Genomic DNA, 19,303 nt, shown 5'->3' with positions numbered 1-19,303 from the left:
CTACAGCTTAGTATAGTTCGAATTTTAGTGTCCAGGATATTGACATAAATCCATACTCACACGAAGCATTTTCTAAATTTATATCCTCTATAATATCCCTAGCTAAGTCGAAGGAAATATGTCTAGCATAAACCTGGATCAATCCTCCAAAAGGCTTTGTGACTTTGTAAATCCTGTATTTTTGTTCTTTTAAGACATCATTTTGATCTACAACTATAATGTTACCTCTATCCAAATGAGTCCAGTTTGTACTAAAAATAGGATATACCATTTCAAGTTCGCACATTCCATTACGTTCTTCTATAGCATATCCTTCAACTAAATCAGGGAGAAGTCCAATTTCAACTCCCATTTTATTTAAAATTTTAGGTATCATTTAAACCCCTCCTATTTTTTTACAACTAAAATTAATTGTAAATTCAAAATTGCTTTTATATATTTGTTTTATATCTGTTATATTAAGAAACTTAGCACTAAAAATATATCCATCTTCAAATTCTAAGTTAGCATAAGTTCCTGTTCCCTCTAGCCAATTTTCAAGTTTGGTGAATACTTCTTCCATATTCCAATTTTCAAATTCAGCAAAAACTTTAAGATATAATTCTAAATTATCATGGCTTCCATCTTCTATAATTAAATCTCCATCTCTCCCATTTATAGGGATTAGTTCCCTACGTTTTTTAAATCTGTCGAACCGATTATCTTCTAATAGTATTAATCCCCACGTACTTAACAATTCTCCATTCCATGCTACCATCTGTATTCACCTCCCTTGTATTTTTATTAGCATAACTGCCTTCTCTGCATTTCAAATGCAATTTTTTCCATTAAATCATTAACGTCTTCTTTAGTGTTATTTACAAAGTTTTCTATTGTAATGTTTATTTCCTTTTTAACTTCTTGTTGTTTTTCACTTGCTGTATTTTTAAGTAAGTTTAATTCCCTGTTTCTTGCAACAAAATTAGGTAAAGTTAAATCCTTATTTAGTTGTGTAAATGGTGTTCTTGTTAATTGTGCAAAGCTAGTCGGTACTGGATTATCCACTAAACCTTCCTCTGGTGCTATACTTCCGAATAAACCTCCGATTATAGGAATATTTTTAATTTTAGAACCTAGCCAACTTGTTAAACTACCCCAAGCATTAGCAATCCCATTTTTAATTGATTCTACTATTTTAAAACCTATGTTTAAAAATGCTCCAACTCCTGCAACACAACTGTTCCATAAAGCTTTTATTAGATTTCCACCAATTTCTACAAGTTTTCCTTTATTGTTCCACAATCCTTTTACAAGTTCTGCAACTATTTTAGCACCTTCAGCAAGGAATTTTGGTAAATTCTTAACGATTGTAGCAATAAGTTGTCCTATAAGTTCTCCCATTTTCGATATTATTTTAGGCATATTCTGTGCAACTCCAGCTATCATTTTAGCTACAAACTCTAATCCATTTTTCAAGAATTCAGGTAGTTTTGCTCTTATATTAGCTAGAATTTTTAAAACTCCATCTATCATATTTTGCAGTAATTGAGGGAATTTTTGTATAAATCCATCTAGCATATTTTTTACAAAATCAAATCCTGTCTGTAAAAATTCTGGCATTTTAGCCCAAAGCTTAAACAATAAATCAACCACTGCATTTACAGCTCCATTAATAAGTTGAGGTGCAGCTATTACTAATCCATTAAGAACATTCATAATAAAATCCATACCAGTTTGTAAAAAAGTAGGCATATAAGTAAAGAACGTATCTAATAATCCTATTAACATTTCTCCAGCAAAATTAATCACAAGTGGTAGTCCATTAACTAATCCTGTAATGAAATTATTTACTATTTCTAGTCCTTTAGCTGTCATTTGTGGTAGTTTTTCTGTTATACTCGCTAACATACTATTAAGTCCACCTATAAGCTTAGCAGGTAATTCAGTTATAAATTTTTGTGCGTTTTCATTAGTTCCTATAAAGCTTATTCCTAGTGCTGCTACTCCTGCTGCTACTCCTGCAAAAACTGGTATTAAAAATGTAAACTTAGCACATAAAGTCATTAATTTCCCTGCAATTAGCAAACCAGGCCCGAGTGATGCAAGTGCAGCTCCTACACCTACAATAGCTTTTGCTACCCATTCATTTTCACTTACAAATGCTGCAAATTTAGCTGTTCCATCTGCTACAACCTTGATAACTTTATCTAAAATAGGTAAGAATAAACCACCAAGGACTTCCATCACATTTCCTATTTGTTCTTTTATTTCACTCATATAGAAAGCAGTAGATCTATTTCCTTCGTTCCAAAACTCAATAGCATTTCCAGATGCTCCAATAATAGCGTTATATCTTACCTGTGCTTTTTCTGCTTCGGATAATTTGTTAAAAGTATCCCCAAGCCCCATTTTTCTAGTTTGCTCGTCCAATACAGTTTGGTTAAGCTTAACACCGTACTTTTCCATAGCTTTGTGACTTCCACCTATTGCAGCAGTTAAGTCTGTCATTGCTACATCAGCTCCAACACCATTCCAGTTTGCTAGTTGTACTCCAAGTTCCATTGCACCTTTACCCATTTCAAAGGACTCTTTTTTACCAAGTCCCATTCCTTGTGTTAAATCAGCAATTTTACCTGTATATCCTTCAATCGTTCCAGCACCCAATCCAAACGTACGTTCATTTTCCAAACTCCATTTTTGTACATCCTTAGCCATATCTCCAAAAATAACTTCTGTTTTTCTTTGTGTTTGTCTTAAACTATCAGCAGCTTTTACACTAGCAGCACCAAATAAAGCAAGAGGAAGTGTCAGACCTACAGCTAAACCCTTACCTACTTTTGTAAAGTTTTCACCTGTTTTTTGCAAATCCTTTAAACTACTATTAGCTTCTTTTGTATCTGCCTTTACATTAATTTTAATAGCACTTAAATCCAATTATTTCTCACCTCCCATCAATTTTCCTTTTAAACTTGCAAATCCACTTTCATCTAATTCCTTAGTGTTAAGTCTCTTACAAGTTTCTAAGTATTCTCTACCTTCTTCAGAACTTTCTAATTCTTCAACAATAGAGTTTTTAATAGCAAGAAGAAAGACATCAGATTCTAAATCCAATGCCTGATAATAACTGATATTAAGGTAATCTATAACTCGCTTAATGCTTTTCATCAATTCTCCCCCAGTTTCATTTCCCTCTGTTTTATCAAAGTTCGGGATATGAGGGATTTCTAGTTTGGGTCGTTGTTAATTCCTTGCATCCAGTCAGTGTAAGCAATAATAATTGCACTCATATGTTCTGGTGTTAGGCTTTCAATGTCTTTTTTAGTGATATTTATCTTTTCTTTATTATGATTAAGAATAAGCATTAATCTATCTACATTTAAATTAAGAACTTTTTCATAGTCCTTGTTATCATTCGCTTTTGCAATAGCTTTATCTAATGCAGTAGTTGTAATAATCATCCCCTGAGTCATTTTCTTAAGATTTAAAACCCTTCCATCTAGTAATTTTAAATCAAAGTATTGTTCGCTTATTATAGTTAAATCTAACATCATATTATTTATCTCTCCTCTTATTTTTTATTTATTTCGCAACTTTTACTGCTGCAATTTCTTCTTCTAATATTAATTTTGTTCCATCAGCATCTAAAGTTCCTGCAACAAATTCTGCATGTATAACAGTTTCTTTATCTCCAGCAAATGCTAGTTCAAAGCCGTTCTGGCTCGTTCCTACAATAGTAACTCTATATTTCTTATTATCGTCCTTCGTATGTACAAATCTAACGATATAGTTCTTAATAGCCCCTCTCTTACCTAATTTCAAAGTGCTTTTTCCAGCTGTTTTAGTTAATTCTCCACATAAAGAAATCTTTTCTAAAACTTCATTGTCCCATGTTAAAATCCCTGATTTAAAAGTTACTTCTGAGTCAGTCACAAAACACTTGTGTGTTACCCCTGAATCTCCTACAACTGTGTAAACATTTGGTTTATAGCTAACTGTAGCTCCCCCTTGAATATCACCAATTTTATTTTCAGCAACTTCTAAAGCTGCATTTTCTGGCATAGTTCCTGCGAATTCTTTTATATATAATTCTCCACTGCCTAACGTTACGTCTTGCATATATTGTACCTCCTATTATTTTAAACTTTGTTCGATAACCGAACTTATTTTATCTTTATTTTCTTTAACAGCATCTTCTAAAAATGGATTAGCCTTTTGACCTGCTGTCTTTATCCATTCGCCTTTTTCATTTTTGTAAAACCAGTCCGTTTTCCGACCATTACCACCCTTAGCATAAATACCTGTCCCTTCGTGATGGAACAACGCATATTCTGTATTTGCACTTACATATCCGTCTATTTCGCTTCCATTTATCTCAGTTTCAGATTTTATCCCAGCTCGTAGTTGACCAAAATTTATTCCAGCTTTACCTTTTGCACTTCCTTCTACAACTAAACAAGCTTTTTTAACACCTCGCTCTAAGCCTTGTGGCAATAATGAATTAATATAATCTTCTAAATCTCTATCAAAGTCGCTAGTATCTATTGTTACATCACTCATCTATCCACGCCCCCAAAACGATATTGTAAAAAGTAAATGCACAGTTTTAGTTTCAAATTCTCTTGCACTAGATCCACCTTCAAAGTCGATTTTAGTACATTTTTTAACTTTAACTGTATCTCCAACACCTACAAATAGTGTTTCAATTTGCTTTTTTATTTCTAAGCATCTTTCTAAGTCCTTAGCTATAATTCTAATATCTAATCTAAAGCGATTACTTTTAGCAACACTTCCAAATGTATACACTATACACTCTTTGTTGTTTTCTATTAATTCTTCTTCCTCGACACCAAAACTTCTAACTAAAATTCCTGTTTCTTTTAATTTAGCTATTACTTCCTTTAACACTATGTATCGCCTCCAACTACTCTTCCAATAAAAAAAAGACCTTGTGTCCAAAGTCTGTTAAATCTTTTATTCTGTATTTAGTTTTATTTATTTCTACAAACATTCCATTTTCTAAGCCCTGTAAATTATAAGCTAAAGCATTATATATAGTAGTCTCTGTATCAATCCCTTGTTTTTCAGCTTCAATCTTACCTTTTTTAAATATAAATAACTCTACATTTTTTAAAAAGACAAAATCCTTAACTTTTTCACATAGCGAATTTTCAATTTCTTCTATTATATATACTTTATAAGTTTTAGTACGCATTTATAGTACCCTCAACTTTTTAGGCTTTAAACTTTCAATTTCTCTCAGCAAATGATCTGGAATATCTGTATTATAGCTAAAACTAGCACCATCAAAACCTTCCGATTTTAAATGTGTTGAATTCTGCATATTAAATCTATATATAGCTAAATCCACTATTACATCTTGCAACAGCTCTATTTCTTCTATTTTTCTTTTTGTTAAGTTAAGAACAGTAGATGTTGCTCTGTTTATATAAACATTTGCAATTCTATCTTCTATTTCTCTTCCTAATAAAACTTTAAATTGTTCTAACATATTATTAAAACCTCCCTATAAAATAGGGGAAGGGAGAAACCCCTAACCCTGTGTTATTAAGCTTCTGTAGTAACTAACTCTACTGCTCCGTTATCCTTAGCTAAGTAAACTACATATACTTCTGAACCATACCAAGTAGTAGTTTGAACTGAAGCATCTCTTGCGTCTTCAATTCCTACGCTTTTTCCTAGTTTAATCCCTAATGCACTTTCTCTAACGATAACATCGTGATATTTATTAGCTACTTTCTTAACTTTTAATGATTTTATTACATCACATCCAGCTATTCTTCCGATTGCACCTTCTACAACATAAGAGTCATTTAATTTTGAGCTTGGCATAAATCCAGGATCTAAAATTATATCTGCTTCTTGATCTGGGTGAATATATAAAGCGAATTTTTCTCCATCATTTTCAGATTGAAATAGTGCCTTTGCTTTTAAAATTTCTTGGAATTTAATGCTTGTAGCACAGTTATATTTTAATTTAGTAGTTTTTAATGCTGCATAAGAATCATCGTCTATTTTGTCTGCAATAGACATAGTTAATTGATTTTTACCTTCATTTACAACTTCATTTCCCCTTCTTTGTATTTCTTCATCTGTTAACTTAAAACCTTTACCAGCTTTAGCTAATGTTACAGATTGTGAAGTCATAGTTAAGTCTCCAACAGGAATTGCTTTACCTTCTTCTACTTTTTCAGCAGCTCCCATGTAAGCATATTTTTCTACTTTTATTGTATCTCCCGGTTGTCCTACTAAAGTATTATCTACCTTTGCAAGTCCTCCGAATCTTAATTTAGCTGGTAATGCTGCCCCTATCATTTCTCCTAAGAATGCGTTGTTAATTAATATGTTTGCCATTTATTCATCTTCTCCTTCTGTCCTTTTTGGACTTTTTATTTTTTAATTCTTATAAATATTTTTTATATAAATCTGGGTATTTTAAAGCGAACTCTTGTTGCTCCATAAATCCTAGATTTTTAAACTGTTCTTTTGTTATTAGATCCATTTTGCTTGTATCTACATTACTCGGTACATTAGCAGCTACCTTTTTAGCTAAAACTACTTCTAGCCAACTATTAAGGATAGTGCTAACATTTTCTATATTTGCTTTAGTTGTTTCTGCATCGTCAGTCACTATATATTCAGCCAAACTTGAAGGTAATTCCTTTTCAGTAAGCTGTTTAGTAACTTCCATTGTCATTTTCGCTTTAGCAAATTCTCTTCTCTCAGCTTCAAAGTCAGATTTCATTTTTTCAAATTCTGCTTTTTGTCTTTCTTCTGCTGTTAACTTAGCTAATCTCTCAGCCTCTTGTTTTTCAACTTCAGCCTTTTGTTTTTCTTTTGCTAATCTTTTAGCAATTATTTTATCCATCTCATCTTGTGTGAATGTTTTTTCAGTTGCAACTGGTGTAGTAGTTTCTATTTGAGAATCCACTATGTTAGATTCTGTATTTACATTTATGTTTGTATTTTCTTCCATTTATTTTCTCCTTCAATTTTACGTCCTGCGACTAGATATTTTTTTGAAATTCCGAATTGTTCTTTAACGTCTGCAATAAGTAACAAAGACAATAAAAAAAGACCTAGAATTTATCTAAATCTTGACTATAGGTAAAATCGTACAGCGACACATTGGATGGTTTGGACAGTCTGGAAACTCTTCTATTTTAAACTTTTGTCCATGCAGTGTTCCACAAGTTCCACACATTCTTTCATCCTCAGCTGCTAACCATTCTACTTCTTTTACATTAGCATCATTATATCTATCAAGTGCTGCTTGGTTGACTATATGAGCTGTTTCAGTACGTATAACCCTTAATGAATTATAAATACCATTATCCATCAACTTTTCTAGTTCTCTAGCCATATTAATATAGCTTTTTCCTTCAATAAGTCCTTTAGTAATCGTATTCTTTAATTGAAATGCTAATTGACTATTGTTTTTCCAAACTATTTCACTAAACATACTTCCACTCCAAGGATAATCCAATGCTTTCTTAACAGTTTCATGTGGTACTTTAGTAAAGTCAATTTTCAAATTTTTAGATACTTGCTCATAAGCGTCCTTATAACTTTTCTCTAAAATATTTTTATCAATCTTAACTTCTTCTTTGGCCAACTCTGTTATTTTATCCTGTAGTTGTTTTTCTATTTTTTTAAGCCTGTCATAGCGATAGGCCTCTGACAAAGATACATTATCCATCTTAGAATACAGTGTTTCTACTTCAGATTTTATATCTTTTAAAGTTTCCTTATATAATTTGACTAAAGCTTTATTTTCTTTTTCTTGTGTATTATAGATCTTCTTCATCATCTGTAAAGACCTTTTTTCCCAGTAATCTTTATTCAACCTCATCAACTCCTGCTGTTAAGTCTGGAATTGAATTATCATATAAATTCATACTGTTTTCTTCTTCTTTAAGCTTAACTGCTCTATCTACATTTATCTCTAGCCCTTGCTTATTTAGTTCCTCAACGACCATTTGATAAGGTAATACACCTGCTAACTTAATTGCACTATCAGCGAACTCTATCATATTTATAGGAATATTCTTATTGAACTGTATCTCAACATCCCAGGCATTATGTTCTTGTCCAACTACATTTTTAAAGTTTAAATAATTTACAAATAATCTAAGCCTTTTCTGTAATCCTTTTTTGAACATTCTTTCCTTATTAGCTACTGCTTGATATGTAGTAAAGAACCTATTTTTCATAGCAGTACCACTTACATTTGAGTTTATTTCTTTGCTCAGATCAGGAACATAAGACATCTTGTGAATATCTTCCTTTAAGTTTTCCCTGTGATTTTGCACTACTGTATCATTAATATCCTTTGTCAAGAAGCCTGCTTGACCACCTGTTGGTAGTACAATAACTCTATCTTCTTTCATTTTTAAGACATCACCTTTCTCAGTATCTTCCATGCCTGATAATGATAGATAGCAATTACTAAAATACTCTATATCATTAGATATATCTGCTGTATTTAAGTTATAAGCGTCTTGTAATGTAATAATGTTCTCAAAGTCACTTTTTCTAAACCTACCATTAGCATACTCAATAATCGGAACTTCTTTAAAATAATGTTGTCTAGTTTCAATTAATGTTAGATCTTCACCACACTGCTTGTAACTTTCTATTACACTATCTGTATACACCTCGATGTATGTTACTTCTTCATCATCTTCAACAGTATCACAGTATCTTATTCCATATAGAATATTTTGCTTTATTGTATTATCGTAGCAAATTATAGTTCCATCTGTATCAAGTACATCAAAGCAAAAGTCACCTTGCTCATCACAGTATATTAGCTCAAATGCTTGTCCTTTTATTGAGCTTTTATGTGCTAATGTATAGTTTTCAGTGTCCTCATCATTCATTTTCAGAACCCTATTTAATTGTAGTAATAATTCGCTGTTTTCTGTCTTGTACTCAACTGGCTTGCCCATGAAAAACCCCGTCATAACATCACTTACATAGCTGCAAAAGTTCGATATAACTTTATTATTCGGCTTAGTTGTGTCCTCTATACTTCTATTCAGAATATCTTGTTTTCCATTATAATAGTTGTCTAATTTTTTAAACCTACTATTAACTATTGTTTTATGTTGTAATATTAAATCTCCTATCTCTTCAGCTGTTAATTTAGCATCTTTATTTAATATAACTTTTTTGTTTTCTGTTACTATAGTAATCTCCTCCCCCTCTTAAATTCCCGGTATTTTAAAACTTCTCAATTTCCTCTTAGGTTTTTGCAATCGTTCACAAGCATAACGTAAAGCATCTAAAGCATGGTTAAATGTATCTATCGGCTTATTAATATACTCGCCTGTTCTCTTATCTTTCTGCCAAGCATAATTTTTAAGTTCCTCAATCACATTAATACAATTAGGATGCACAAACATTTTATACTGCTGTATAGCTTGTATTCCTATAATAATAAGTCCTTTTTTAGCACCTTTTATTCTTGGTATGTTTAGCCTTCTAATTTCCTCAATACTTTTTTGCTCTGCACTATCTGCTGTTATTTCTTCTTTTGCATAGCCCTTTGATTTTATTTCTGCTGCTATTTCATCATTCAATAGTCCCTTTTTATAAAACTCATCGAATATGAATATTTCCTTCTTATCCTTATCAACTACTAGAGCTACAAAAGCACTCGGATCATTTATGTAACCAAAGTCAAGTCCAAATAAAGCCTGTGAATTTTCACGTCCTCTAAGAATTTCCCTATAATCAAACTGCTTTTCTTCCCAGTTCGTATATACTAACTTTTCTAAACTAGCAAATTCTCCTAAAGCATAAATCCTGTAATAAATAGGATTAGTTATTTTATACTCTTCTAAACTTTCCACATAGTCAGCAGGCAAGAACCTATTGTCTTTATATGTAGTTTTCATTATCATAGTATTCTTATGCTCTAGGCTTGGATTAGCAAACCACATCTTGTATACCCAATTTGATTTACTTACAGGGTTGAACATTATATGTATTTGATTGAATGGATTTTTACTTCTAAGCCTTAAATTAAGCTGACTATAATCCATTTGGTCTATGTCTGTAGCTTCTTCAATTACAATATCATCTATTCCACTTATACTTTTAATTTTCTCTGGATCATCTAGCCCTTTAAATAGAATTTGGCTTCCATTTGGAAATTCTATTGTAAGCAATGTATTTCGAATTACACACTTATCGTACAATCCCCAGTCTGCAATGACTGTTTTGAATTCTGCAAATATAGAATCTCTTAATGTATTACTAATCTTTCTAATAACAAGACATTTTCGATTTTGATAAGTTAAATATTTAAGTATCATTTTTTGCACTACAAACTTAGATTTCCCTGAACCTGCACCACCGTAATAAATGTTGAAACGAGTATCATAATTTTTGAGCTGAGGATAGTAGACATCATTAAACATCTTCTTACTTATCTTAAATTGTATCGCCATATATATTCACCTCCCTGTTGATTTATTTTTGGTTAATTGAGTATTTTATCATTGTTGTTTTTAAATTGAATATAATTGTGTTTTCTGTACTGTTTTATTGGGTTTGTAGGTATATTGTAGTTGTGGTTAAGTTATTGGTTTAATTATTGGAAAAAGTTTTTTGAGGAAAAAATATATATTTATACTATATATACTGAATCCACTTCCTATATTGAAGTACCCCCTATTCCAACTGCATAAAAAAAGAACCAGTAATTAAACTGATCCTAATTTCTAAAGTTCTTTAAAGCATCTTCAAACTCATCATCCACGATATGTGTATATATCATAGTTGTGCTTAAGTCTGCATGACCTAAAGCTTTCTGAACTAATCTTATATTCTTTGTTGCTCTTAGCAAGTCTGTTGCATAAGTATGCCTCAACGTATGAGGACTAATCTCTTTTGTTATCTTTGCTTTACCACAATAAGTAACTAACATCCTTCTTATCCCTCTATCATCCAATCGCTTACCACTACTACTACAGAATACTAAGTCTACTACACCTTGCTTATCTACTTGCTTAGTCTTATATTCTCTTAATATATCTAGCATAGTATCGCTTATCCAAAGTATTCTATCTTTATTTCCTTTACCCTGAATTACTTTAAGCTGACCTGTTTGTAAGTTTATATTCTTCCATTTCAAGTCTAATAACTCTGATAATCTTAATCCAGTTGCTAGAAATAGTTGTATCATGGTTTTATTCTTATAGCTGTTATAATATCTGCAATTAAATACATTGATTAACTGCTCCTGTTCTTCAATAGTTAAAACTTCTGGTATCTTTCTCATAAATAGCACCTCTCATACTTTTTACCCTAAAATACATATTATAGGGTATTATTCACTTATATATTTATTATATATTAGTATTATATGAATTACAAGTATAAAAGGGTACTATTCACACTAAAAAAAATTTTTATTCATCTATTAGAGTTACTTCGATTACGTTGCTATTAACATCAATTTCTTTTCTTTCAATAAACATTTGCTTATACTTTCCTAGTAGTTCCATCGCTTTAATTCTATCGCTATTCCTTGCTTTATCATCTAAAACTATTTTTTTTAAATTAGCTACTATTTCTGCGACTGTAATATCAATATTCGAACTATATTCATCCAATAAATCATTAATGTACTGCTTGACACTAGGTTTTCTTAGGAACTTACATCCTTCAACATTAGCAGTTTCATAACTTGCATCAGGATAAACCTTCAAATAAGACTGTGTAGCATTAAGACTCTCTAAGTATTCTATACAAAATCTTTTCTGCCTATCATTTAATTTAGCTTTACTTTTAACCTTATCTTTAATAACTTTACTTGCCATTATTATCACCTCCTAACCTATAATCTAAAAATATTTCCAACCCTTTAAATGTGGAGTCTTACTAAAATATCCTATACCCAAACCATAGTGAGCTATATAATAAACACCACATTGACTGCATATCCATAAATTCTGTTGATGTCCCTCTAGTGTTGCTATTAACTGCATGTCGTGTTTACAGAAATATTGCTTAAACTTTAATTTCATTTTATTTTCCACTTATATATATTAATCCAAGATCATCATGTACTTCTATCTCAAACAGCTCACTATCCAAACATAAGCATTTTAACTCTTCTACTTTAATTACAACTGTTGTATATTCATTTATAAGTAATATCCTGTCGCCTTTAAGCATTATTAAATTATTATCAATATCTTCAAAACATTTATCAAACATCTTCTTCACTCCTTCTGCGTCTCTTATCTCTTATCGAAATACGAACCTATACCTAACATCAACAATCCAACACCAAATAATTGAGGTATAAACACCCAAAACCAAGATATTTCAATCACACCACATAACTTTAAAATTGACATCACGATTGTATAAATAGTAGATATACTCGCACCTTTACAAACCACTCTATCCTTCATATACCCTCCATATTTTAAAAAAAGAGACAGTATTAAACCATCTCCTCTTACTTCATTTCTAACATTACATTTCCGTCTTTATCTGTATATTTTAAGCTTCTAGTGTGTATAACTAAATCTTCAACAGGAATTTCATCACTAGCTTGTAAGAATGTGTTTTTATCTGGCTTATAAGAAAAAGTTTCAACTTCTCTATATAGATCTTCTTTATTAACTACAATAAATCTAACTCCATCTTTTATCCAAACGGTTTGATTTTCTTCATCTATGCCACTAACTTTCCATCTTTCATTTTTGTAGTTAATATAGTCTCCAACTTTTATCTTTTCATTTTCTTTACATCCAGTACACTTATAGCACTCTCTATCGCTACAGTTAAAAATTCTATTTGATTTTATATAATCTTTTGTTAAATCAATTACTGGTGTTTTAGCCATTTCTTCTAACTTAATTCTACTTTCTTCAATAAGTTTATTACTTCTTTCAATCAACCTATCTGTATTAGCTTTAATCTCTTCTACAACCCTTTTATTCTCTTCTAACTGCTTATTAGCCTTAATTTCATTCTCAGCATTTTTAATTTCATTTTGTCTATGTAATTCCTCTAACTCAAGCCACTTAGCTTCATTTTCCTTTCGAAATTCTTCTAAAAAATTTCTAGTTTTTTCATACTCATTTTTGAATCTTTTAGTCTTTTTAAATAATCTATCTAACATTATCCAATCATCTCCCAATCAACATTCTCTAATATTTTTATTAATTCCAATTTTCTCTTATCTTCAATTTCAAACTTTTGATTACAATGTCTATTCAATTTTGGATTAAGTCTCTGTATAAGCACACTCTCTAAATAAGCTCTTTCATAGCCTTCTATAGCTCCCAAATAACAACTTTTTATATAATAATCCTTGTCCAATATCTCATCTATAAGCTTAAAATTATTATTTAAATGATGTTGTATTCTAGCTTTTAAACTAGCTGTTTCACCTACATAAAGTATGTCTTCATTCTTAATTCCAAAAATATATATGTAATTTCCGTCTGTTTCCCTATAATTCTGTATCCATCTTTTTTTTATGTCCATTTTAGTTATTCAAATCCTCGCTTTTATATTGTTTTTTGGACTCTCATAACAACCCTTAAATTAAAAAGGCACTAAATTAATAGCACCTTCTCTATGTATTCCCTCTTAAATTCTTATTATTTCTTCTTGTGTCGTAAACGCATCTATCACTTTATAATCTCCGTCTAACACTAAATAACCCTCAAAGTCTGCTGCATTATCATTTGTATAAGTTACAATAGCGTTATCCCATTTTTTCATAAGATCAGTCATTTTTGCAATAATTCTAATTAACTCATTAACTGCTTTTTGATCTTTAGCTTTTAATGCTCTCTTTAAAATTGCTATATGTACTTCTAATAAGTCTGCTAAAGTATCTTCAAAATAGTCATATATGTCATCTTTAGTCATGTCACAAATATCCATAACTTCATTTTCTAAACTATCTTCAAATAACTCATCATACCTATCTTCAAATAACTCATCATACCTATCTTCAAATAACTCATCATACACGCCTTCTCTAGCCGATTTAAACTTATACTCGTCCACTTTTAATAGCTTTCCTTTTCTAGCTATATAGAAAATAGCACTACCACTTTCTTCTATATATTCTACATAAACTTGCTCTTGATTATCAGCTATAGCATACATACAAGCCATTATCACACCTGTTTGTACTTCTCTATTAACCATATTTTCTTCTTCTATTATTATTTCTCTATATACCTCTGCTAATTGTTCTGCTGTTACTACATTTTTCATTATTTTACGCCTCCATCATGCTTTCTAATATTTTAATTTCATTTCTTGCTTCTGCTAATGCTTTATTTCTAGCTTTTATCTTAAACATTATGTCTTTTACAATATGCTTAACACACTCTTCCTGTAATTCTTTATCCTCAAGTGCTGCTTTACATTTATCAATTGACTTTTGCGTAAATCCATTTTTATTTCTTAGTTTTTCTAACATTCCTAAATATTCTTTTATCTCTCTATCAAAATTCATTTTAAATTACCTCACTTTTTAAATTATTATTTTTCATTATCCTAATTTTACATACCAAGTCTTTTATGATTTCTTTTACTGCCAAATTCTGTAATGTAACATCATCTAACGCTTTCTGGCATCTATCCAAACGTTTAGACTCCCAACTACTACCATCTCCAACGATTTTCATAGTATCTAAATAATCCTTTATTTCCATATTGAAATCTGTTTTATAGCCATGCTCTCGCTTAATATTACAATTTTCATTTAGCATTTTCTCATATTTTTCTTTACATACTTCTGCTTCTACTCTATATTGCTCTCCAAATCGACCATCCAACTCTAAACTATTTAGCATAGAATTAAATCCATCGACCAAATATTCGACCTGTAGTTCCTTATTTTCTAAAGCTTTATAGCCATTTCTTATTTTTTCTCTGTTGTATCTGCTATTACTATTTTCCTGTTTTTCTAAATAGCTTATATAATTTGTAATAGCTTCTTCTATATCAAACTGCATATATTTATCCATTTATATTCCCCTTAAAGTCGTCTGAAAATTTAGCTATCCTTCTAATCATTCTTACATTAGCCTTACTAAAACCAATTCTTAACAGATCATTATCAGTTTGTTCTCTGCATATTTTATAAATATAAACATCTACAAATAGTGCTAAAGTATTATACATATCCACACCTAAAATTCCTTTTTCAAGTTTTCTATGTAGTTTTTCTGCTAATCCTAGTCCAACTTTATCATCTGTTTCAAACAACTTATCTGCCTGAATAGATAAAAATAAATGCTTTTCTATTTCCTGTAGTTCTTTTTTATTAAATTGCATATCTAACATAATCGCACACCTTCCCAACTACTTTTATTTGTATTTCCGACATCTTATCTGCTCTAAGTTCTGCATCTATCCAATCTTCAAATACAAAATTTAAATTATACATAAATCCTGCTATAGACTCATCTGACAAGGTTTCAAAATCCTTTATGAACTCTTCTGTTTCTGCAATTTCAGTTATATTATTTTTATCCTGCTCATTCAAAAACTTTAAATAATTTCTAACTTCTTCCAGAATAAATTCCTTTTCTATTTTTGTTATTGCTGCTTTTTGCATATTAACAACTTTAACAATTAAATCTCTATCGTCCTTAGCTTTTAAAGATGCTATATCTTCTCTACTCTTAACATTAAGCCAACAATATCTACGCATAAACAATCCTAACTCTAATGCTTCAGAATTTTCTAAGTCATCTTTTAATACTTCTACCCATTCCAATGCTTCTTGCCAAGACTTTTTATAATTAATATCCATTAACACCATATCCTGTTTTATAGCACTTTTTAACCAGCTCTGCATTAGCTCTCTTTCTTCTTTGTTAAACATCCCTTCCATTTTCAATACCTCCATAAATTTCATATTAATTTTAAAATGTATAGTGTCTTTTGTATCCCTGAACACTATAAAAACAGGGTAGTTTAAGTAAATAAACTAATTCAATATAAAATTTTTAAAATAAAGGTATAATATAAAAAAATGAATAAGTACATTTATATGCACTTAATAAAGTTGCAAAAATCTCCATATTCCTATGAATAATAAACTTAGAGAACACGCTAATATTTCTAGTTAAATTTTTCTTGCAACTATATAAATACATATATAAAAGACACACCTCAAATGAGAATTACACATTTGCAACTGTGTAATGTAGCTACTCTGTGCCTCTCTATAAGTTGTGCTAAATCCATTCGCAAAGCCTCCTACCTCTCTGCAAATAAATAGCACAAATACAGCTACAAAAATCAAAAGTCAAAGGGTAAGGCAAGACCAACATGACTAATGTAACTGTATTTTTACTATTTATTTCTATTGCTTTATTTTATGTTAAAGCTACAAATATCCATTTTTATTTTTATATTGCCTACATTTGTATTTAGCTGACCACTTTAAGCCATTCTTTAGCAATATAAATGAAAGTTTTTTGTACTAGAGATAACTTACAACTCTATTTTTGAATCCCGATAGCATTTGTACTGCTACAAGTAGTATTGTCTACTTTATACCTTAAACGGATTGAGATCAGATATTTTTTAGTGTACATAGGAGATGAGCTAAATCTTCTGCAAAGCAAGCCCAAATAAAAAAATATCAAAAAAATTTAACGAATCAAAAAACACTAAAAAATGCTTTTTTGAACACGTATGTAACAGTACACACTAAAATATGCACGTTGTTAAAATGATTAAGCTCTTTACAAAGCTTATACAGAATTATCAGACGCAATGTCCAACAATTATTTGCATCTACCGTAATAACCTTACTGCTTCTGCTAATGTTCTACGCTAACAACTCACACAACTTTTACATTGTATTTGTTTCAACATACCTTAGCCATAAGGCGAGTAGCCGTTGGCTTTACTGATATAGTTACGCATAATAAAAAAGAATAGCTATTTCTAACTACTCTTCTCACAACAGAAGTGCTGTAAGCACGATTTCTATTTAATTATATTGCTCTTATCTTATACTTAATCATTTTTATCCTAACTTTAAATGAATTTGATTTTACTATACACAGTTAAGCCGTTTATAGTACTTTTATTGCTTGCTTTTGTAAGCTCTTTAAAATTATTCACTGCACCATTCCAACTATTTTTATCTTCAATAGCTTGTTTTCTCATTCCATTTGCAGGTGTTAGAACTGCCGCAATATATCCATCTTGTTCTCTTACGGTTATTCTTGTGCAAGCATCTTTACCTTTGTCTTACTCTTGTATTTCAATTGTTTTTACTGGTTCTTTAACTTCAGGTTCATCTTTATTATCACTTCCACCACATCCAACAAGTCCAAACAAGCTTATTCCTATCATTATCCCTACAATAATCTTTTTCATTTTTCAATCCCCCTATAACACTATAAACATTTACTTATTTATTATATTATTGAGTAAACAAAAAAAGACCTATTGTAGACCTAATTCCTTTTAAATATAACAATAGTAATACTTAACAAGTTTTCATCCTATAACTGATACTCACGCTTATTGTATACCTAGCTTTTAATGACAATTATTATAAGTATAGTGATAGTGCCACTTAGCCGATTATTTTATTACTTTTACAGTAGCGTTCTTTACCTTTTTTTCACACCAATCTAATACGATTAAGTTTCGGTAAACCTCAACTAAAATCCTATTACCTGCGTCGAAAAAAGGTAGCCACTCGGGCATCCAAAAACGACGCTAATATCTTTTATTCACATTTTCAACTTACTAACATATAATAATATTTTGCCCCCTTTTTTCTAATAATACTATATATTAGAGAAGGGGGGTATTTTTTATTAACTAACTATAATTTTAATTTGTAGACAAAAAAGTACATATATAATAAAAGTTAGCATACTATTCTCTAATAATACTATATATTAGAAAAGGGTATGCTAAGTATCTTAAACTATAAATTCTCCTCTCTTGTTTATCTATTTTTCCCCTACCTTCAACACCCTTCTAACCTGGTATCACCAGTCTATAGCCACTTCAAAAATAGTACAAAACTGATTAAATTTCTGTTTCTTCAACTATTCTCTACCACCCTTTTTAAGCGAAACCCTTCTATAGAGGGTATAAAAACACCTTTCAACCATTGGTATCACTAGCTTAGAGTCTATTTAATTCCTTTAAAAATTGCTCAAAAAGGGTGGTAGGATTATCAACCTATTAATTTCATTATTTTCCAAGCTGATTTAAAATTCTTTTTCTTACCATCTATAATTCTACTTGTTTTAAACTCTTCTATTCTGTACATTAATTTCCTTTCTTCTAACGCACTATTTAAGCTATTTATTTTCTTTAGTAGTTTACTATCTTGCCTAACATCCAACTTCTCTATCAATTCCTTTCTATCTTTCACTTGTAACATTACACTTCCAACTAATCCATCTAAATATTGTTCCAATTCTGTTCCCTCACTCTCTTCTAATACTCTAACTCTTCCCTTAAAATCAAACTTTCTAATTAAATATTTAGTATAATTTTTATCAATATTTACAACATAATCATACTCAGCAGCATCAAGTGTAAGTTTATAATACATCATTTCATTTATTTTCTTATCATATTTTATCTCTGCTTTCTTATCATATATCAGTGAAGTATTAGCTCTATCATACTCATCTAAATATGCATCAATTCCATTTTTTAATAGATAGTCTGCTTCTTTAAGTAATTTAACACATCTTCCCTTCATTCCACCGAATTGTTGGTTACTTATATTTTTTATGTATAAATATATTTGCTCATCCTTTTTCCTTCTTTTTCTTCCTATGCACTGTATCAAAGTTCCAAAATCTTTAACATCTGCTAGGATATGTTTAACATTATCATCTATTATATTTACACCTGCATCCATACAGCACGTTGTTATAAGTATTTTCTCTTCAAACCTTTCTTTTTCAAGCATTTTTTGTATTTTAGCTTCATCAACATATTTATAATAATCAGCGTTATTTTTACTACAGTTAAACATAGCTATATCCTTAAATTTTTCATATAGCTCATAGGCTTTCTTTGCACTATCTATAAATACTATAGCTTTTTCAGCACCTTCTCTACTTTCTTCCAGTAAATCTGCTATCGTTCTATCTTTTTTAAAAATTGAAAGTGTTTTTATAAAATCATATGTTATTGGAACTTTATAATCTGTTGTCTCTAATTTTTTTATATTATTTATGTATCCTTTCATAGCCTGTCCTGTTGTATAGCACAAACTAATAGTAATCCAGAAAATCATTAAAAAGTTTACCACCCT

General features: G+C 30.3%; 27 protein-coding genes. All 27 read right to left on the bottom strand.

The window, feature by feature from the left end:
• Positions 1-7: 7 nt before the first annotated feature.
• Positions 8-376 carry a phage tail spike protein gene (locus Q0W06_RS15980; protein ID WP_297637957.1) on the bottom strand — a complete coding sequence of 123 codons (369 nt, stop codon included), beginning with the start codon at positions 374-376 and terminating at the stop codon, positions 8-10.
• Positions 377-757 (bottom strand): hypothetical protein, encoded by a 381-nt coding sequence (locus Q0W06_RS15975; RefSeq protein ID WP_297637955.1) that lies wholly within the window; start codon positions 755-757, stop codon positions 377-379.
• A 26-nt stretch (positions 758-783) separates the two neighbouring features.
• Positions 784-2,913, bottom strand: coding sequence for a hypothetical protein (locus Q0W06_RS15970; RefSeq protein WP_297637953.1), 2,130 nt, complete (start codon positions 2,911-2,913; stop codon positions 784-786).
• Positions 2,914-3,144: a hypothetical protein gene (locus Q0W06_RS15965; RefSeq protein ID WP_297637951.1), complete on the bottom strand. Its 231-nt coding sequence runs from the start codon at positions 3,142-3,144 to the stop codon at positions 2,914-2,916.
• Positions 3,145-3,203: 59 nt separating this feature from the next.
• On the bottom strand, positions 3,204-3,530 hold the full coding sequence (locus tag Q0W06_RS15960) for a hypothetical protein (RefSeq protein ID WP_297637950.1): 327 nt from the start codon (positions 3,528-3,530) through the stop codon (positions 3,204-3,206).
• Positions 3,531-3,558: 28 nt separating this feature from the next.
• Positions 3,559-4,095: a hypothetical protein gene (locus Q0W06_RS15955; protein ID WP_297637948.1), complete on the bottom strand. Its 537-nt coding sequence runs from the start codon at positions 4,093-4,095 to the stop codon at positions 3,559-3,561.
• 15 nt (positions 4,096-4,110) lie between these two features.
• Entirely contained in the window at positions 4,111-4,536 is a 426-nt protein-coding gene (locus Q0W06_RS15950; RefSeq protein WP_297637946.1) for an HK97 gp10 family phage protein, read from the bottom strand.
• The gene (locus Q0W06_RS15945; protein ID WP_297637944.1) at positions 4,537-4,884 is read right to left on the bottom strand and encodes a hypothetical protein; all 348 of its coding nucleotides are present in this window, start codon (positions 4,882-4,884) and stop codon (positions 4,537-4,539) included.
• 16 nt (positions 4,885-4,900) lie between these two features.
• A complete protein-coding gene (locus Q0W06_RS15940; RefSeq protein WP_297637941.1) occupies positions 4,901-5,191 on the bottom strand; it encodes a hypothetical protein in 291 nt (96 codons plus the stop codon).
• Positions 5,192-5,488, bottom strand: coding sequence for a phage head-tail connector protein (locus Q0W06_RS15935; protein WP_297637938.1), 297 nt, complete (start codon positions 5,486-5,488; stop codon positions 5,192-5,194). It lies immediately after the preceding gene.
• A 56-nt stretch (positions 5,489-5,544) separates the two neighbouring features.
• Positions 5,545-6,351 (bottom strand): N4-gp56 family major capsid protein, encoded by an 807-nt coding sequence (locus tag Q0W06_RS15930; RefSeq protein ID WP_297637935.1) that lies wholly within the window; start codon positions 6,349-6,351, stop codon positions 5,545-5,547.
• Positions 6,352-6,400: 49 nt separating this feature from the next.
• Positions 6,401-6,973: a DUF4355 domain-containing protein gene (locus Q0W06_RS15925; protein WP_297637932.1), complete on the bottom strand. Its 573-nt coding sequence runs from the start codon at positions 6,971-6,973 to the stop codon at positions 6,401-6,403.
• Positions 6,974-7,087: 114 nt separating this feature from the next.
• Positions 7,088-7,843, bottom strand: a complete 756-nt coding sequence (locus tag Q0W06_RS15920; protein ID WP_297637929.1) for a minor capsid protein — start codon at positions 7,841-7,843, stop codon at positions 7,088-7,090.
• Entirely contained in the window at positions 7,836-9,128 is a 1,293-nt protein-coding gene (locus Q0W06_RS15915) for a phage portal protein (RefSeq protein ID WP_297637958.1), read from the bottom strand. The genes Q0W06_RS15920 and Q0W06_RS15915 overlap by 8 nt, the downstream gene beginning before the upstream one ends.
• Before the next feature lie 78 nt (positions 9,129-9,206).
• On the bottom strand, positions 9,207-10,454 hold the full coding sequence (locus Q0W06_RS15910; protein WP_297637926.1) for a PBSX family phage terminase large subunit: 1,248 nt from the start codon (positions 10,452-10,454) through the stop codon (positions 9,207-9,209).
• A gap of 266 nt (positions 10,455-10,720) precedes the next feature.
• Complete coding sequence (locus Q0W06_RS15905) at positions 10,721-11,287, bottom strand: tyrosine-type recombinase/integrase (RefSeq protein WP_297637923.1); 567 nt, start codon at positions 11,285-11,287, stop codon at positions 10,721-10,723.
• Positions 11,288-11,417: 130 nt separating this feature from the next.
• The gene (locus Q0W06_RS15900) at positions 11,418-11,828 is read right to left on the bottom strand and encodes a terminase small subunit (RefSeq protein ID WP_297637920.1); all 411 of its coding nucleotides are present in this window, start codon (positions 11,826-11,828) and stop codon (positions 11,418-11,420) included.
• A 208-nt stretch (positions 11,829-12,036) separates the two neighbouring features.
• A complete protein-coding gene (locus Q0W06_RS15895; RefSeq protein ID WP_297637917.1) occupies positions 12,037-12,228 on the bottom strand; it encodes a hypothetical protein in 192 nt (63 codons plus the stop codon).
• Between the two features lie 247 nt (positions 12,229-12,475).
• Positions 12,476-13,144, bottom strand: coding sequence for a hypothetical protein (locus tag Q0W06_RS15890; RefSeq protein ID WP_297637914.1), 669 nt, complete (start codon positions 13,142-13,144; stop codon positions 12,476-12,478).
• Positions 13,144-13,512: a GIY-YIG nuclease family protein gene (locus Q0W06_RS15885; RefSeq protein ID WP_297637911.1), complete on the bottom strand. Its 369-nt coding sequence runs from the start codon at positions 13,510-13,512 to the stop codon at positions 13,144-13,146. Before Q0W06_RS15885 ends, Q0W06_RS15890 begins: the two co-directional genes overlap by 1 nt.
• 105 nt (positions 13,513-13,617) lie before the next feature.
• The gene (locus tag Q0W06_RS15880) at positions 13,618-14,256 is read right to left on the bottom strand and encodes a hypothetical protein (protein ID WP_297637908.1); all 639 of its coding nucleotides are present in this window, start codon (positions 14,254-14,256) and stop codon (positions 13,618-13,620) included.
• 4 nt (positions 14,257-14,260) lie between these two features.
• Complete coding sequence (locus tag Q0W06_RS15875; RefSeq protein ID WP_297637905.1) at positions 14,261-14,500, bottom strand: hypothetical protein; 240 nt, start codon at positions 14,498-14,500, stop codon at positions 14,261-14,263.
• 1 nt (position 14,501) lies between these two features.
• Entirely contained in the window at positions 14,502-15,014 is a 513-nt protein-coding gene (locus Q0W06_RS15870) for a hypothetical protein (protein WP_297637902.1), read from the bottom strand.
• On the bottom strand, positions 15,007-15,333 hold the full coding sequence (locus Q0W06_RS15865; protein WP_297637899.1) for a hypothetical protein: 327 nt from the start codon (positions 15,331-15,333) through the stop codon (positions 15,007-15,009). The genes Q0W06_RS15870 and Q0W06_RS15865 overlap by 8 nt, the downstream gene beginning before the upstream one ends.
• Complete coding sequence (locus Q0W06_RS15860) at positions 15,314-15,886, bottom strand: hypothetical protein (RefSeq protein ID WP_297637896.1); 573 nt, start codon at positions 15,884-15,886, stop codon at positions 15,314-15,316. The genes Q0W06_RS15865 and Q0W06_RS15860 overlap by 20 nt, the downstream gene beginning before the upstream one ends.
• A 1,373-nt stretch (positions 15,887-17,259) precedes the next feature.
• Positions 17,260-17,388, bottom strand: a complete 129-nt coding sequence (locus Q0W06_RS15855) for a hypothetical protein (protein WP_297637893.1) — start codon at positions 17,386-17,388, stop codon at positions 17,260-17,262.
• 817 nt (positions 17,389-18,205) lie between these two features.
• Positions 18,206-19,303, bottom strand: a 1,098-nt coding sequence (locus Q0W06_RS15850) for a DNA helicase (protein WP_297637890.1), incomplete at its 5' end; no start/stop codon positions are given.

Source organism: uncultured Clostridium sp. (genome assembly GCF_947072515.1).
GTDB lineage: Bacteria > Bacillota > Clostridia > Clostridiales > Clostridiaceae > Clostridium.
The sequence above is the reverse complement of the archived record's forward strand: the minus strand, read 5'-3'. Positions and strand labels throughout refer to the sequence as shown.

Bases quoted from the DNA above. Each gene is read 5' to 3' on its own strand.
- Q0W06_RS15980 (WP_297637957.1), bottom strand. From the start codon at position 376: ATGATACCTAAAATTTTAAATAAAATGGGAGTTGAAATTGGACTTCTC.
- Q0W06_RS15975 (WP_297637955.1), bottom strand. From the start codon at position 757: ATGGTAGCATGGAATGGAGAATTGTTAAGTACGTGGGGATTAATACTA.
- Q0W06_RS15965 (WP_297637951.1), bottom strand. From the start codon at position 3,144: ATGAAAAGCATTAAGCGAGTTATAGATTACCTTAATATCAGTTATTAT.
- Q0W06_RS15960 (WP_297637950.1), bottom strand. From the start codon at position 3,530: ATGATGTTAGATTTAACTATAATAAGCGAACAATACTTTGATTTAAAA.
- Q0W06_RS15955 (WP_297637948.1), bottom strand. From the start codon at position 4,095: ATGCAAGACGTAACGTTAGGCAGTGGAGAATTATATATAAAAGAATTC.
- Q0W06_RS15950 (WP_297637946.1), bottom strand. From the start codon at position 4,536: ATGAGTGATGTAACAATAGATACTAGCGACTTTGATAGAGATTTAGAA.
- Q0W06_RS15940 (WP_297637941.1), bottom strand. From the start codon at position 5,191: ATGCGTACTAAAACTTATAAAGTATATATAATAGAAGAAATTGAAAAT.
- Q0W06_RS15935 (WP_297637938.1), bottom strand. From the start codon at position 5,488: ATGTTAGAACAATTTAAAGTTTTATTAGGAAGAGAAATAGAAGATAGA.
- Q0W06_RS15930 (WP_297637935.1), bottom strand. From the start codon at position 6,351: ATGGCAAACATATTAATTAACAACGCATTCTTAGGAGAAATGATAGGG.
- Q0W06_RS15925 (WP_297637932.1), bottom strand. From the start codon at position 6,973: ATGGAAGAAAATACAAACATAAATGTAAATACAGAATCTAACATAGTG.
- Q0W06_RS15910 (WP_297637926.1), bottom strand. From the start codon at position 10,454: ATGGCGATACAATTTAAGATAAGTAAGAAGATGTTTAATGATGTCTAC.
- Q0W06_RS15905 (WP_297637923.1), bottom strand. From the start codon at position 11,287: ATGAGAAAGATACCAGAAGTTTTAACTATTGAAGAACAGGAGCAGTTA.
- Q0W06_RS15900 (WP_297637920.1), bottom strand. From the start codon at position 11,828: ATGGCAAGTAAAGTTATTAAAGATAAGGTTAAAAGTAAAGCTAAATTA.
- Q0W06_RS15895 (WP_297637917.1), bottom strand. From the start codon at position 12,228: ATGTTTGATAAATGTTTTGAAGATATTGATAATAATTTAATAATGCTT.
- Q0W06_RS15890 (WP_297637914.1), bottom strand. From the start codon at position 13,144: ATGTTAGATAGATTATTTAAAAAGACTAAAAGATTCAAAAATGAGTAT.
- Q0W06_RS15885 (WP_297637911.1), bottom strand. From the start codon at position 13,512: ATGGACATAAAAAAAAGATGGATACAGAATTATAGGGAAACAGACGGA.
- Q0W06_RS15880 (WP_297637908.1), bottom strand. From the start codon at position 14,256: ATGAAAAATGTAGTAACAGCAGAACAATTAGCAGAGGTATATAGAGAA.
- Q0W06_RS15875 (WP_297637905.1), bottom strand. From the start codon at position 14,500: ATGAATTTTGATAGAGAGATAAAAGAATATTTAGGAATGTTAGAAAAA.
- Q0W06_RS15870 (WP_297637902.1), bottom strand. From the start codon at position 15,014: ATGGATAAATATATGCAGTTTGATATAGAAGAAGCTATTACAAATTAT.
- Q0W06_RS15865 (WP_297637899.1), bottom strand. From the start codon at position 15,333: ATGTTAGATATGCAATTTAATAAAAAAGAACTACAGGAAATAGAAAAG.
- Q0W06_RS15860 (WP_297637896.1), bottom strand. From the start codon at position 15,886: ATGGAAGGGATGTTTAACAAAGAAGAAAGAGAGCTAATGCAGAGCTGG.
- Q0W06_RS15855 (WP_297637893.1), bottom strand. From the start codon at position 17,388: ATGAAAAAGATTATTGTAGGGATAATGATAGGAATAAGCTTGTTTGGA.